A 14,860-nucleotide genomic window follows, 5' to 3' on the forward strand; every position below is an offset into this window, starting at 1 on the left:
TTTTATGCACTCTCTCCTTTTGACTGCTGTAGTCCCCTACTCGGGGCAAACGTCCAGTTGACGAGGAAAATTCCCACAAAGATCAGCAGCCCGCCCACGTACACATGCCATTTGACAACCTCACCCAGAAGTACCCAGCCAGACAGTACCCCGAAAAACGGAGCCAGGAACAAAAAGGCACTCGTCCTGCCTGGATCGCCTTGATTTAGCAAAAAGAACCAGGTAGCGAACTGCACGATTGACGCCATGATGGCAAGCCATAGTACGATGATGATTGATGTAGATGTAATGATCAGCTTCGGTGTTTCCAAGGTCACGCCCATCAGGAGCAAGAGGATGCCGCCAAACAGCATCTGATATGCCGTCATCACCCACACATTGAAGCGTACTCCCCACTTTTTGATTAAAACCGTGGCAATCGACCACGAAACCGCAGATCCGATGCCGAAAAGCGTCCCTGACTCCCATTGCAGATGGAAGCCGAGCGTAATAAATACGCCGAAAAGTCCAATCAGCACGCCCGCCCATTGGGCAAATCGATAGGTTATGCCCAAGAACAGCGTCCCCCAGATGACGACCAAGAGCGGATTCATAAAGGTCAATATGGATGACTCTCCCGCTGTAATCGTGCGCAGGCTCAAAAAGATACAGCCCATCACTGCTGCTGTCTGCAAAAACCCGATCAGACCTACTCTGCCCCAATCCTGAAGCGATTTTGGCAGCGGCTTTTTCCATACCCAGATGGCCATCAACAAACCTGCGAGTGTAAAACGCAGCCCTACCAACAGCAGCGGCGAAAAGTAGGTCAGTCCCATTTTCCCGACAGCAAAGGACGAACCCATCAGCGAGGTCGTAATGACGACCAGAATTCCGAATAAAATCGGATTCATGTTGTATCTCCCCCATTTCAGTATCTAGATGATACAGGTAGTGTACATGAGAGATAGTTCGACGATAACCGAAGTATGGGAAACTGCTACAATTTGTACTTTTCCACCATCCTGATCCCGATCCGCTGAAGAAGAAAAGCCATGACCTGCCAAATCGCCCGCCGATGCACAGGCAAATGCTGAACATAGACAGCCGTATATTCCGGCTCGCCTACTGCTCCTCTGTCTGCCTTGAAGGCACCTACTCCCGCACTTTGATGAAGCAGGATTCCTTGACGCTCTGCCTCCCGCACTAAAAGACTGGACAGCATTCGATATAGCCCTGTCTTTTTGGGCAGAGACGTATCATAGCCAAATAGCGGTGTCGTCATGACACCATTTCGCTGATAATAACCGAGTATCCCGTCTAGGCGTCCATCCTTCTCCAGTCCGATGAGGGTCAGCGTCTTTTTTTGCATCGCCAGTCGGATGAACTCCGACGTAAACTGCGGGTTATGCTGCGAATATTTATCGAGGTACAACGCATTGTACAACCCAACGATTCGCTCCGCATGTTCTTCCCCCAGCTCCTCGTGTGACAGGATGCGATAGTCTGAGCGCTCAAGCAATTGCCGGTCTCTCCCCAGCGTATTGCGGACACGCCACTTACCTTGGGCTGGCCAATCCGGATGAAACAAATACACATATCGGCTGGGAATCAGAATGTAGCCCGCCCTCTGCAAGCCATCGTAGAAATCGGGACATAGCTTGCGGCAAACGGAGCGAAACGCAACGATATGGCGGGGAAATCGCTCCACACAATGCTCGGTAATCCACTCTGCATCCTCTGCTGTCATCTCATGATACAAATTAGTTGACAAAAGCCAGTTGTTTACGATGGCCATCCGATTGCTCTGACTTACTCTCATCCACCCTCCAAGCGTTGATAATAGCGGCGTGAACAAGCCTTTCCAAAGTGCTGAATCGAGCATGTCCAGCTCTTCCTTGGCGTAGCTCACATAGTGCGTATAGGGAGAGCAAACATAGGAGTTGTCATACTCTGCCTCATTCACGGTCAGCGGCATAATCCGATCATCGATGGTCAGCGCCAGCAATTGCGTCTGGACATTCTGGACATAGCGGCTCGGCTCTTCAGTCATCAGCGGCAAGATATAGCTACGCGCGTAATCACCCTCCTGCATTCTCTCCCACTGAATATGATGGATTGTCGCAGCATCATGGACGGCGATCGTCTTCCTGCTGTTCATCTGGAGTAAACATCCTCTCAACCCGTCTTAATTTTTTGGTGCCCAGCTGTAGCTCGTATGGCGAAAAGGTGATTGTTGGCAATTGTCCCTGCTGCTCCCGGATGACTGCCATGAGGCTTTTTCGTACCTTTTCCTGGGCGTGCGCTTCCTGTCCTGCCTTGAGTCGAAGCGATACCTCCAGCTCGTGCAGACTGTGCTGGCGCACGGTGTATTCCTCAATGGCATCGGATGCAGAGATGACCGCTCTACGGATGAAATCGGGAAAAATAGATACGAGGCTCTTTTTTTCCCCATGAAACCAAAAGAGATCATCCGCTCTTCCCTCGATTTTTTCCAATGAGGTAAAGACAGAACCACAAGGACAAGGCGTGCGCTTCTCCGTCAAAATATCATTCAGCCGATAGCGAATGATCGGCTGGGTAACCCGGGAAAAATCGGTCAGAATCGGGAAAAACCGCTCCTTATGCTCATCCAGATACTCTTTTTCCATCACGATCAAATCTTCGTTTACATGCAGAGTGCCATGGGCGCATGTAACTGCCAGCAAGCCTTCTGTGCATTGATAAATCTGATGAATGAGCTGTCCAAACGTCTCTCGTATATACGTCTCATCTAGCGGGTCCAATACTTCGGCTACCGAAATGATTTTTCCAGGATTGATCCGCAGCTCGCCCTTTCTTTGGGCTGTTGCCAAAAGCCTGAGCATGGATGCTGGGGCAACAAGCACCGTAGGCTGATACTCATTCAGACTACTCAGATGCTCCGGCAGCGATTTTTGCAGGTCAAAAAAAGAGAAGCGGATGCGCCTTTGGTTTACTGCTGTATACAGATTGCTGTTTGCCCGCAGAAAAAAGGCGATTCGATGCTCTGCCCACAGCGGTCCCGGCAATGCTTTTGCGATGATTGTTCCCGCCCATTTCGCCTGCTCCTGTGGGCTGACCAAAAACAACCCGCGATTGCCAGATGTACCCGATGACAAGCCTACAGTGATTCCGTCGAGCTGTGGAGCAAAATCCCGCGATAGCTCCGCTTGAAGCGCAACCTGAAATGCTTCTTCTTTTCCTATTCCGCGTGTATTCAGCTGATCGAAATGCGCCATCATCAGCTTTTTATCAATCGGCTCCATACTGCGCCAGTCTCCCAGAGCAAGCCCATTCATTCTCTCGCGATAAAATGGAGAGTCTGGCAAAATGCGACGCAGCATCGCCTGCACCTGCGCTTCCTGCCAGCGCTCCAGCTGCTTGCGATTGGCAAATCGTCTGGCGAGCCATTTTGTCCGGATGAATTGCCGCAGCAAGGTTACGATCTCCATGAAAATTCTCCTTTGCACGCCTGCCACACCTCTTCGCAATGAGTCGGCAGGATTCGCAAATCGGACTGATTACGGGAGAGCTGATGCAGCTTGTGTAAATTCTCGCGATACGCTTTTTGATCCGTCATGATCAGTCTGGCAAAAGGATGCGGCAGCAAGTGCTCCCGGTAAGCCACACTCGACCATGCAGCATCTGCGCAGAGGAATACCTCGCCATGAACCTCGTCGCGCAAAAGCACGCCGAACTGCCCTCGTGCATGTCCATTCAGATCAACGAGCCGCAGGCTTTGATCCCCAAACAGATCGTAGGCTTCTATGTAAGGGTGGTATGCTTTGGGCAATGGCGCAGGCGATGTGCGATCTACAAAGGTTACGCGCTCTTCGAAATCATCTGGCATCAGGTCAGGCAAATAACCTTCGCGCAGCGCCGCAATCCCCGTCTTTCCTCTGATGTGCGCATAAGCCTGCTCAAAGCAATACAGCTGTGCCTGTGGAAAATCACGCAAGCCGCCAATATGATCGGCATGAAAATGCGAAATCAGGATGCCTTTTATCGAATCAGGAGCTATTCTTTGTGCCTCGAGCTGAGCACGTACGCTTTGCCCCTCCTCTGTCACGACAGGTGTGAGCTTGCCATAAACCGAGTACGGAAAAGCGCGTGTCGCTTCAAAAAAGCGCGTAGAATAGCCGGTATCAAAAAGAAAACGGCCGTGAACAGGATGCTCGATAAGCCCGGCAATAGCATGAAACGGAACGTTTTTCAGCCGGCCTCCCTTTCGTGAAAATAGCTCCAGCTGCCTGCAGTATCCAGTGTCCAAAAGCGTCAGTTTAACGTTCATTTTGCTGTCTCCACCAATCTGTAAAAGCCTCGATCCCTTCAGCGATGCTGACTCGCGGCGAATAGCCCAAGGCTTCACGCGCTTTTGTAATATCGAGCGTCTGCGACTTTGCGAGTACACCGACCGAATAGCGGGTCAGAACCGGCTCGCGATAATTCAGCAGCGTACGCGAGACACTCTCCAGTATCCAGGCCGCGGAGTACGCTTGCCAGTAAGGCAGCTCCTTTGCTCGCAGCGGCATTTCCAACCGTTTGAAAACCTCTGTCAATACGTCAATAAGCGTCACAGGCTCGCCATTCGTAATATTGTAGGCTTGACCAAGGGTGTTTTTGGGGGAATCCATGCAAAGCAGCAGGGCGTCCACAATATTTTCAATGTAGGTCAAATCCATAACCGCACGGCCGCCAGCAATCAGCGGCACGAATTTTTTCTCATTCGCACGAATCAGCCGGGGCAGGATGGTGTGGTCTCCAGGACCAAACAGAGCACGCGGGCGAATCGTAATCGTTGGCAGCCCGACACGAAATGCCTGCTCCACTTCCTGCTCCGCCAAATATTTTGTATGCGCATATGTATTGGCAAAATGCTTGGGCAAGGGTTCATTTTCCCGAATACCCATTCTGTCTTGAAAAGCAAAATAAATACTCGGAGTCGATACGTGAATCAACCGTTCGATACCGTATTTCATGCAGCCCTCGATGAGATTGCTCGTTCCGCTGACATTGGTTGCGTACATATCACGAAACGTCCCCCACGGGGAAGAAAATGCGGCCACATGGTGCACGACCTCCTGATTCCGGCATGCCTCGACCATCGCGTCTTTATCCCTGACATCCATCTGGACAAAATGAATTCCTATTTGCTGCAATTCGCCCCCGATACGCTGGTCACGTCCCAAGGCTGTTACTTCATGTCCTTGCGCAAGCAGCCGCAGCGCCAGCTTTTTTCCGAGGAAGCCTGTTCCCCCCGTAACCAGTACTCGTTTGCTCATGTACTCTCACTTCCTTTTTCGGGGGCGGCTTTTTCTGCTTTCGGCGACGACTCCCCATTCCATTCGATATCTTGCGTGCTGCATTCGATCATGCTCATCCCTGTACGGATGCTCTGCTTGGCCAAATCCGCCAGCATCCCAAACTGGGCGACAAACGGCCACGGATCATCGCTTGTAAGCAAGGCGTCACGAGCAGCAAAAAAGTCTTTCCCCCAACGCTTCAATTGGCTCCCACTCCGGATACCTGCAAGGCCATAGGTCAGCATCGCCATTCCTAGCATGGCTGGTGACTTCTTTTCCTGCGGGACGATCGGCTCCTTGCTACTGTGAAAAAAGGCATTTGTCACACCACTCTGGCCTTTGAACAGATGAATCCCGCTCGTCAGCCGTGGATTGCATTCGATGACAAACAGCTCTCCCTGCTTGCTTTCGATCAGGTCAAAGGCGATCTGTCCGCTAAAACCATGCTGCTCCACAAACCTGCTGACGAAATGTTTAACCTCTGGATGGTTGGCATAGGCAAAATAGATCGATGCGCCTTGTCCTGCTGTATACGACGTTTCATAATCTGCGTAAAGCGACAGTCGTCCCTGGTGGACAACCGCATAGCTACATAGCTGACGCCCCTCGATGAAAGCTTGGACGAGCCATGGCTGATCTGCGCTAGGCTCAGGTAATCGCTTCTTCATTGCTGCAACGGGATCGGCAACGATTCGCACATGAGCGGCAAAGCGGGAGTAGACTGGCTTGAGAACCACTGGTCCACTCGCTCCCTGCAACGCCTCTCGCATTTCTTCCTGTGATCGGCACAAGACGGTATGCGGAACATGAGCCCCTGCATCTTGCGCTAGCTTTCCAAACAACCATTTATCATGCAGCGACCGCAAAACATTAATCCCCTCGGTCAGAACCTCTCCATAGGCTTGCAAACGATCTCTGCCTTGGGCGACATAAAAAATCTCCTCACAGGTTGGAATGAGCAGCTGCACTCGCTCTGTCTCCATAATCCTGCACAGGGCTGAAATATAGTCCGCTGACTGTTCGCGCGGAGAAGGAACCTGATACGCTCTGTCGACAAAACGAGAACGACCGCACAGGTGAAGCTGTGCGCTTTCTGCCACGAGGACCCGATGTCCCGCAGCGCCAAACAGTCGCGCCAGCTCCAGTGTAGCCGGTGCTCTTCCTCCCGTAAGCAAAATCGTCTTGCTAGTATTCAAGGACGACTCCTCCAAGCGACAGGCCCGCGGATGTTCCGAGGAGCAGCACGCGATCTCCTCTTTGTATGCGCCCTTGCTGAATGGCTTCATGCAGAGTCAGCGGAATCGACGCTGCGATCATGTTTCCGTAATTCGCAAGGATGTTGACCATTTGCTGATCGGAAAAGCCCAGCTTGCCTGCCATGATGCGCAGCGCCATTCCGCTTGCTTGATGAGGAATAACTGCCTTGAGCTGTTCCTTTTTCACAAACGCCGCTGCCAGCAGCTGCTCGACGAAGCCTGTAATTCGCTGTGAGGTAAGCCGAAATATTTTTCGTCCATCCATGTCAAATGTAAAGTCTGCTTCTCTTCCCTGGGCGTATTGGCTCGGGTGGAGCTGTGTTCCGCCTCCCCTGATCTCCGAATAATGCGCCCCTTCACTGTATGTTTTCATCGATGAGCCGATAATGCGAGCTGTCTCGGTATCTGGCGTCCTGCCAATAACGACAGCTGCCGCCCCATCCCCAAAGAGGATGCAGCTCTCTTTTTGCTCCCAGTTCAGTCCGACAGAAGAGATTTCAGTAGAAACGATCAAAACGCGCTCATAAATCCCCATTGCCATGGAGCAGGACATCACATCCAGCGCGGTCACGAAGCTCAGACATGTAGAATTGATATCAAAGCACGGAATGCCCGAGCGAGTCAGCTTCAGCTCTTCCTGAATCAAAGCCGCCGTACAAGGGATTTCCTGTTGGGCTGTACCGCTCGCACATACCAGGCAATCGATGTCATGCAACGACAAGCCAGCTGCTTCAAGTGCTTTTAGGGCAGCTCGTGCCCCCATCTGTGCGGCTGTTTCATCCGTTACATAATGTCTCTTGCTCACCCCTGATTTCTTCTCCACCCAGCCTGCTGGAACACCGAGCCTTTCATCCAGCTCATCCGCGGTTACTTGCCGTTTCGGCAGGTATTTCCCCGTTCCCAATACCTTTATTTTTCTCTCCATGAGTTGCTTCTCCTTTTGCAGTGTGTTTCTCCCACATTATTCAGTTTCTGCCACTCATTGTACCTAGAAATGCCCTTGTGTGGGGATAGGGAATAGGTACGAAAAAAACTACCTCCTGCACATTTGGCAAAAGATAGTCTTTCGTTATCAGTATGACGTTTGTTTAGCTTTTTCGTTTCCCCCACGGTTTAAAAATGGACAACAAAAAGATGGCCGCAAGCGACAACACCTGTAAAATGATTCCCGTCCATAGCTGCACACTGTTTACGAGGATAGCCGGATTTTGCATAGCTCCCAGTCCATCAGACATGACTGCGCTGCTTGCCGGCAATGTCCAAACGTACATCCCGATCGGTCCCAGCGCAATCGCAAATACGGTGAGGACTTCTTTGGCAATGAGCCAATAATAGCGAAACAGCCCCCAATGCGTCCAGAGAGAGAGCAGCACTCCGGTTACAATCGTCCCGATCGTAGAGGCGCGTACGCTCGTCGTCGAAAGCACATGCATGACGCGATAGGAGGCAGCGATGATTCCCGCATCTGTCGTTGTTGCTGCAACAATACTCAGTACGAGAAAAATAACGGCGCCACCCAACATAATCGAAGAAAAGAGCAAATGAGCGAGCACGAGCCATTTTTTCTGATTCAAGCTGAGCTTGCCCATGATGATTTCACCTCATCTATTCAGTAATTCATAGCGAATTGCTAGAGCACAAACCGGTACCCGACACCCCAGACCGTTTCAATATACTGCGGCTTGGATGGGTCCTTCTCTATTTTCTCTCTCAGCTTGCTGATATGAACGGTCACTGTCGCGATATCCCCGAGAGAGTCCAGCCCCCAAATCTTCTCAAACAGCTCCGTCTTGCTAAACACCCAATTCGGATGAGTAGTCAAAAACAGCAGCAGATCGTACTCTTTGGAAGTGAACACCACTTCTTCTCCGTTGATCTGCACTTTTCTCGCCAGCTTATCAATTCGAATCCCGCGAATACGGATTTCATCCTTTGGCATTCGCTGCTGGCTGTCTCCGACAAGTCGGTCGTAGCGAGCCAAATGAGCTTTGACTCTCGCTACCAACTCTCCCAGGCTGAACGGCTTGCTGATGTGATCGTCAGCGCCGAGCCCCAGCCCGCGTATTTTGTCCACGTCCTCTTTTTTGGCAGAGACCAGCAAAATCGGAATGTTTTTGGCACTGCGCACTTGCTTGCATATTTCAAAGCCATCGACCTTTGGCAGCATCAGGTCTAAAATGAGCAGATCGTATTCCTCCTGCATCGCCATTTGCAAGCCAGTATCTCCGGAAAAAGCGACATCGACGACGTAGCCGCTTGCTTCCAGATAGTCTTTTTGGACCTCGGCAATGACTGCATCGTCTTCAATGATCAGGATGCGCTTCATCGCGAATCACCTCCGGAGCTCTCTTGATAAGGCAGGGTAAAGCTGATGCGCGTACCGTGCCCTCGCTCGCTCTGTGCCCAGATTGTGCCACCCTGACCCTCAATCATTTGCTTGGCAATCGCAAGTCCCAAGCCTCCGCCTCCCATGGTCGTATTCCGTGACGGATCAGCGCGGTAAAAGCGATCAAAAATGTTTGGCAGCGCTTCCTGGTTGATGCCTGTGCCGTTGTCTTCCAGTGATATCGTCGCTGCCCTTTCCCCTGCTTGAACTTCCATCCGTATCCATTTCTCGTCTTTATCCATGTACTTGAGACTATTGTCCACAATATTCATCAGTACTCTGTGAAGTTTTTCCCTGTCTGCCATGACCTGCAGTTCTATGCCTGCATGATTGGACAGCACCAGCTCCACTCCCTCCATCCGCGGATCAAGACGCAGTTCGTCGATTATGGAGGCAAGGTATTTCGTCATCTCGACCAGCTCCAATTGAAAGGGCAGCTTGTTTAAGTCCAGACGCGAGAATAAGAACAGCTCATCGATCAATCGATCCATTTGCTCTGTTTTGATTGCGATCATGTTTACATACTTTTCCCTTTTCGCTTGGGTATCTGTAATTCCGTCCTGCATCGCCTCTACGCACGCCTTGATTCCCGTAATCGGCGTCTTTAGATCATGCGAGATGCTGGAAATCAGCTCCTTGCGGTTGTCCTCATATTGGAGCTGCAAGCGGATCGATTCATACAATCTGACACGCATTTCTTCAAAGGCTGCTCCCAACTCACCCAGTTCATCGGTTCGTTTTAGCAAAACGGGACGATCCAGATTGCCTTCCTTGATTTCATTGGCCGCTTTTTTAAGGGCGTACAGCGGTTTGATGATGCTTCTTGAGACCAGGAAGGTCAACACTCCATTGGTCAGTGCCACGATGACAAGCAGAGTCAGCATCATCGTTGCAAAGAAGTACATACCGGTTATAAACATCGAACGAGAATCAGACAGGAAATACACTGTCCCCTTGCTTCTATCTCCAAAAGTAAAGTCGTGGCTCTCAACGGAGTAGCCCTCTTTATTTAGCTGCTGCCATCCATTCCTGCCACGCTCCTCCACTGCTGCCTTCATATAAGCAGATACGTCAGCGCTCTCAATCGCAGGGGAAGCAAACAGCACGCTACCGTTTTTCGCCACGATCAATGCGCCCCCGAGCGAACGGAGCTTCTCATCTGTTTCATTCAAAATGTCAGGTTTCAAAAGTCGGTCTGCATCATAACCGGCGATGAAGGTAATGCCCGCGAACAGCTCCTCTCGCTTGGTCAGCGATTCCCGGAAGACAGGCTTTCGTGATTCTTTTCCAGAAGGAAATTGATCTCCCCAAAAAGAAGGTGCTAGCCATGCCGCCACCAACCCGAAGCAGACGACGGGAACTACAATCATGGCGATATAGGATAGCAAGAGCCTTGTTTTAATCGACATGGGTAATCCTCCCGTCGCTGTCAATGGATGGTGTTATTATACTACAGGGAGCCTAGCAGTCCTATTGAGAGACATGGTCTCCCCAGCCTTTTTTGCCCCATCCGCCTCGCATATCCTCACGCGAAATCTTTTCTACCTGCTTGCCTGTAAGATCGATATGATCAGGTGTCGTGGCACTAAGATCAGTCAAGCGAACATCCAGAGAAAGGAGAAGCTTGTGCTCTTTACCTGAGGCGTCTACACCAGATACGTGTATTTCAGCAGTCTGCTCTTCAATCAAATTATTTTTATTGATTGTAGCATGAAGGGTTATGTCATCTACCTGAACATCCTTTTGCAGATTCGGGAGTTTTACCGCCATGCCCTTTTCCGTAGAAGACTTCTCCTTCTCCTCGCTGCGTTCTACGATTTTTGAGTAGACAGTCGGTGCGATTGCTTTAACAAAAGCCGGCATCTCCTGCTCAGACAGTTCAAGCGTAACCTGCTTGCCGCCATCCGGCAGCTCCTCGACTGTCGTCCATTTATTCATATCCCCAAGCAGCGCTGGAAATAGCTGCTTCACAAAGGCTGGAGGTCCGTCCTCTGTGCGCTTGTCAGATTTGTGTCCCCAAGCAGTTGTCTCCATGACGCGATAAACGTCACTATCCCCTTTCTTAAAAATAACCTGATCCTGTTCATGAAAGGCTTGAAAGCTGCCTGTTCCAGCCGCATCTGTGTAGGTGGCATCCACGCTAGCCGCATTCCCATCGTGATTGACCTTGGCAATGCCTTCGACTGTGAGCAGCTTCGTTCCGTTATCTGTCAGCTCTACTTTTGTATGAGCGGTCAAGCTCTGCGCTTCCTTCGTTTGACCCAACGCTGATTTATAGACATCAAGTCCTCTGTTTTCAGCACTTGCGGATACTCCGATGCCCCAAACCAAAGCGCCACTCAGTCCAACTGCAAGTGCAACAGCGAGCCATTTTTTTCGCAACATTTTTCATCCCTCCTGATAGTTGGAAAGTGACTGCTTTCACTTTCTCTATAACCGATGGTAGAGGGAAGGTCTAAACGCGCTCTAAACCAATTCTAAAAAAAGTGTAAAATCGGAGAGGGGCGCAGCGAGCGATTGGAATCACTCGAGCTTTTTAGAGAGCGTAAAATTAAAAAGACAGTTCCTAAAGGATCGAGATCATCAGGCTAAACACACAGAAATTTGCCAGAAATGGTATAGTGTAAGGAATCAAAAATTTTTTAATGTAAAAATTACGAAGTGGAGGCGATGGGCATGAAGCATACGGAAGGGTACATAGAGGTTCCGGGAGGAAAAGTTTGGTACAGTCGTGTCGGTAATGGTGAGAAGACGCCGCTTATCGTGCTGCACGGGGGACCTGGCAATACACATGATCCGCTAAAGGAAGCGCTCCATGTACTCGGAGACGACAGACCTGTTATTTTTTACGATCAGCTCGGTTCGGGGAATTCGGAGCGACCGACTGATGCTTCCTTGTGGAAAACGGAGCGCTTTGTTGAGGAATTGGCCTCTGTGAGAAAAGCTCTCGACCTAGATAATGTGCACATTCTCGGGCATTCGTGGGGGACAATGCTCGCCGCAGCTTATCTAATCGATAACAAGCCTGCTGGTGTCCAGAGTGTCATCTTCTCCAGCCCTTGTCTCAGTGCCCATCTATGGAAAAAAGACGCTGATGAGCTGATCGCAAAATTGCCTGAGACTGTTCAGCAAACGATTGCCCACCACGAAGAGCAAGGCACCACCGATTCCAAAGAGTATCAGGACGCCATGAAGGAATACTACAGCCGGCATGTGTGCCGCCTCGATCCATTGCCAGCAATCATGGCTGCAAGCCGGGCAAAGGCAAACAAAGAGGTTTACATGACGATGTGGGGACCTTCGGAGTTTTGCCCGACTGGCAATCTGAAAACCTTTGATTACACACCACAGCTGCATGAGATTCAGATTCCTTCGCTCTTTGTTTGCGGACGCTACGACGAAGCAGCTCCTGGGTCGACCGCCTATTACCAATCACTGGTGCCAGGTGCCAAGCTGCATATTTTTGAAAACAGCTCCCATCTCGGTTATTTGGAAGAGACGGATGAGTATGTAAAGGTAATTCGCGACTTCCTGCAAAGCACCGACGATAAGTAAGGCAGCTTGCTTCAGATGCTGAAGTGATGCATTTTATAAAATGTGCCCGGGTTCGACAGAGCTTCCTCTGTAAAACCCGGGCACGTCTTTTTCAAATGCTTTAGTTTACTTGCAACAGCTCCTGCTTGGGCCGTTGCTCAATTTTTTGAATTTCTATTTTGCGTATGCGATGCTTATCCTTCTTGCGGATCGTGAACACGAGACTTTCATGACGCCACCCAATCCCTTCCCTGAGCGTTGGATTTTGACTGTACAGCCATCCCCCGATCGTGTCCAGCTGTTCTTCATCGATACTTGCACCTAGCAAATGATTGACTTCTGAAAGCAGCACCTTTCCGTCCACAATCACATGGCTGTTTTCTTCCATGATCTCGATCTCCGCTTTTTCATCGGCATCAAATTCATCGCGGATCTCCCCTACGATTTCCTCCAGAATATCTTCAATGGTGACCATCCCCGAGGTACCTCCGTACTCATCCAGAAGGATTGCAATATGCGTTCCCTGCTTTTGCATTTTCTTCAGCAGATTCTTGACAGGCGTGGCTTCTGAAACCGTCAGAAACGGGCGAATGAGCTTGGACAGGTCCAGATTCGGATCGTCGGCGTATTTCAAAAAGAACTCTTTGGTGTTGATCATCCCGACAATATGATCTTTATTTTGGGAAACGATGGGAAAGCGTGTATACTGCTCCTCCTTAATAATCCGTAAGTTTTGCTCCAGTGAATGTTCCTGATGCAAGCAAACCATATCGGTTCGTGGCACCATAATCTCGCGTGCGAGCAGCTCATCAAAGGCAAAAATATTGCTTACATATCCATATTCCGCTTTATTGATTTTCCCGCTCTCATAGCTTTCCGCCAGGATGATGCGCAGCTCTTCTTCCGAGTGGCTTTCCTCATGCTCCTTCGTTGGCTTCATTCCAAAGGAGCGAACAAGCAGTGCTGCGGAGCCATTAAGCAACCAGATCGCGGGGTACATCACTTGATAAAACCAAATGATTGGTTTTGCACAAAGCAGGCTTACGCCTTCCGCTTTTTGAATGGCTACTGTTTTAGGAGCCAGCTCGCCCACAACCACATGCAAAAAGGTTACGAGAGAGTAGGCAATCAGAAATGACAGGATAGCGACGATCTGTTCGGGCAAAAATGGTTGAAGCACAGGGGTCAGAATCGATTCAATCGTAGGCTTGCCCAAAACCCCGAGGCCAATCGCGGTCAAGGTGATCCCCAATTGACATGCGGACAAATAGCCATCCAAGTTGCTGATTACTTTCTGCACAGCCAGAGCGTTTTTTCTTCCTTCCATCACCATCTGGTCGACGCGACTCGGCCGAAGTTTGACAATTGCAAATTCAGTTGCCACAAAAAAAGCTGTGGCGACGATCAGAAAAGCAATCAGCAACAAATTCATGGTTAACAATATCCTATCCCCTCTTCATTTTGCGTCTTATGTGTATATTGTACGAAACTTGCGCAAATTATATCAACGTTTGCTTATATCTGTTTTCGTCAGCATTACGCTATTTCCGACTGTTTTACCACCTCAGGTCACTCAGTCCTATGCTTGCTATCTTGCCTGCTCTTTCTTGGCTCTCCTGTACTTGCCTTTTCATGCTTATACGTAAAAAAACGACAGCTTGGCAACACGGATTACACCGCTCCAAACTGCCACTTTTTCAATCGGCTATTCATTTTGTGTTTGCTTGTTGGTCTTTTTCATAATCGGCTCTGGTCATTCCATAGAGCTCTATATCTTCAAAGCTTCCCCATTTCAGTACATGCTGGGATAGGGTACCCTCGTGTTGCATCCCGATTTTTCTCATAACCTGATAAGAAGCTGCATTTTTTGTCATTGCCATTGCGTAGATACGATTTAATCCCAGCTCTTCAAATCCAAATGCAACGATTCTCCAGGCAGCTTCTGTTGCAAATCCCTGTCCCCAAAAAGGATGACCAAACCAATAACCAAGTTCAGCACGATTATGGCTTTTTGAAACGATTAAGCTCATGCATCCCACTAGTTCTTCTGCCTCTTTTTTGACAATAGCGAACGTATAGCTCTCTCCCTGTTCGGCAGCATAATGAGTGGATTCAATCCATTTTTCTGCCGCTCCATCGGGATAAGGATGAGGAATCGAAAGAGTTGTGCGTGCTACTTCCTCGCTTCCTGCTAATCCATGAACCATTTTGGCATCAGATTGTTCGAATTGTCGCATCACTAATCGATCTGTTTCCAATCTAAGGCTCATCTTCTTTCCTCCATTTTTTCAACATTCTGTATGGTTATTTTCGGAATGGTATGACATGCCGCTCGCTAGCTGTGGTGAATATGTTCACTCTTTAATCTTTTGACCTCGTTTTCT

The 14,860-nt window shown here is 49.7% G+C and carries 14 protein-coding genes; 1 reads left to right on the top strand and 13 read right to left on the bottom strand.

Going from position 1 to position 14,860, the window contains the following annotated elements; all coding sequences use genetic code 11:
* Positions 1 to 2: 2 nt before the first annotated feature.
* The 11 genes from ADS79_RS25495 to ADS79_RS25545 all read right to left on the bottom strand — a co-directional run bounded on the left by ADS79_RS25495 (position 3) and on the right by ADS79_RS25545 (position 11,327).
* Positions 3 to 890: a DMT family transporter gene (locus tag ADS79_RS25495; protein WP_049741275.1), complete on the bottom strand. Its 888-nt coding sequence runs from the start codon at positions 888 to 890 to the stop codon at positions 3 to 5.
* 86 nt (positions 891 to 976) lie between these two features.
* The gene (locus ADS79_RS25500; RefSeq protein WP_049741276.1) at positions 977 to 2,137 is read right to left on the bottom strand and encodes a GNAT family N-acetyltransferase; all 1,161 of its coding nucleotides are present in this window, start codon (positions 2,135 to 2,137) and stop codon (positions 977 to 979) included.
* Positions 2,106 to 3,449, bottom strand: coding sequence for a F390 synthetase-related protein (locus ADS79_RS25505; protein WP_049741277.1), 1,344 nt, complete (start codon positions 3,447 to 3,449; stop codon positions 2,106 to 2,108). Before ADS79_RS25505 ends, ADS79_RS25500 begins: the two co-directional genes overlap by 32 nt.
* Positions 3,437 to 4,288: an MBL fold metallo-hydrolase gene (locus tag ADS79_RS25510; protein WP_049741278.1), complete on the bottom strand. Its 852-nt coding sequence runs from the start codon at positions 4,286 to 4,288 to the stop codon at positions 3,437 to 3,439. The genes ADS79_RS25505 and ADS79_RS25510 overlap by 13 nt, the downstream gene beginning before the upstream one ends.
* On the bottom strand, positions 4,278 to 5,279 hold the full coding sequence (locus ADS79_RS25515; RefSeq protein ID WP_049741279.1) for an NAD-dependent epimerase/dehydratase family protein: 1,002 nt from the start codon (positions 5,277 to 5,279) through the stop codon (positions 4,278 to 4,280). The genes ADS79_RS25510 and ADS79_RS25515 overlap by 11 nt, the downstream gene beginning before the upstream one ends.
* On the bottom strand, positions 5,276 to 6,496 hold the full coding sequence (locus ADS79_RS25520) for an ATP-grasp domain-containing protein (protein ID WP_049741280.1): 1,221 nt from the start codon (positions 6,494 to 6,496) through the stop codon (positions 5,276 to 5,278). Before ADS79_RS25520 ends, ADS79_RS25515 begins: the two co-directional genes overlap by 4 nt.
* Positions 6,486 to 7,481: a beta-ketoacyl-ACP synthase III gene (locus tag ADS79_RS25525; protein ID WP_049741281.1), complete on the bottom strand. Its 996-nt coding sequence runs from the start codon at positions 7,479 to 7,481 to the stop codon at positions 6,486 to 6,488. The genes ADS79_RS25520 and ADS79_RS25525 overlap by 11 nt, the downstream gene beginning before the upstream one ends.
* A 163-nt stretch (positions 7,482 to 7,644) precedes the next feature.
* The gene (locus tag ADS79_RS25530; protein WP_049741282.1) at positions 7,645 to 8,145 is read right to left on the bottom strand and encodes a hypothetical protein; all 501 of its coding nucleotides are present in this window, start codon (positions 8,143 to 8,145) and stop codon (positions 7,645 to 7,647) included.
* A gap of 41 nt (positions 8,146 to 8,186) precedes the next feature.
* On the bottom strand, positions 8,187 to 8,882 hold the full coding sequence (locus tag ADS79_RS25535; RefSeq protein ID WP_049741283.1) for a response regulator transcription factor: 696 nt from the start codon (positions 8,880 to 8,882) through the stop codon (positions 8,187 to 8,189).
* Entirely contained in the window at positions 8,879 to 10,351 is a 1,473-nt protein-coding gene (locus ADS79_RS25540; protein ID WP_049741284.1) for a sensor histidine kinase, read from the bottom strand. Before ADS79_RS25540 ends, ADS79_RS25535 begins: the two co-directional genes overlap by 4 nt.
* A 61-nt stretch (positions 10,352 to 10,412) precedes the next feature.
* Positions 10,413 to 11,327 (bottom strand): hypothetical protein, encoded by a 915-nt coding sequence (locus tag ADS79_RS25545; protein WP_236700104.1) that lies wholly within the window; start codon positions 11,325 to 11,327, stop codon positions 10,413 to 10,415.
* A 291-nt stretch (positions 11,328 to 11,618) separates the two neighbouring features.
* On the opposite strand from ADS79_RS25545, the gene ADS79_RS25550 reads away from it, so the two are divergent.
* The gene (locus ADS79_RS25550; protein ID WP_049741285.1) at positions 11,619 to 12,497 is read left to right on the top strand and encodes a proline iminopeptidase-family hydrolase; all 879 of its coding nucleotides are present in this window, start codon (positions 11,619 to 11,621) and stop codon (positions 12,495 to 12,497) included.
* Between the two features lie 100 nt (positions 12,498 to 12,597).
* Here the strand turns inward: ADS79_RS25550 and ADS79_RS25555 are convergent, their stop codons facing one another.
* Together ADS79_RS25555 and ADS79_RS25560 are read right to left on the bottom strand one after the other, a co-directional pair.
* Positions 12,598 to 13,908 carry a hemolysin family protein gene (locus ADS79_RS25555; protein WP_049741286.1) on the bottom strand — a complete coding sequence of 437 codons (1,311 nt, stop codon included), beginning with the start codon at positions 13,906 to 13,908 and terminating at the stop codon, positions 12,598 to 12,600.
* Between the two features lie 277 nt (positions 13,909 to 14,185).
* Positions 14,186 to 14,746, bottom strand: a complete 561-nt coding sequence (locus tag ADS79_RS25560; protein ID WP_049741287.1) for a GNAT family N-acetyltransferase — start codon at positions 14,744 to 14,746, stop codon at positions 14,186 to 14,188.
* Positions 14,747 to 14,860: the final 114 nt, after the last annotated feature.

Source organism: Brevibacillus reuszeri (genome assembly GCF_001187725.1).
Taxonomy (GTDB): domain Bacteria; phylum Bacillota; class Bacilli; order Brevibacillales; family Brevibacillaceae; genus Brevibacillus; species Brevibacillus reuszeri.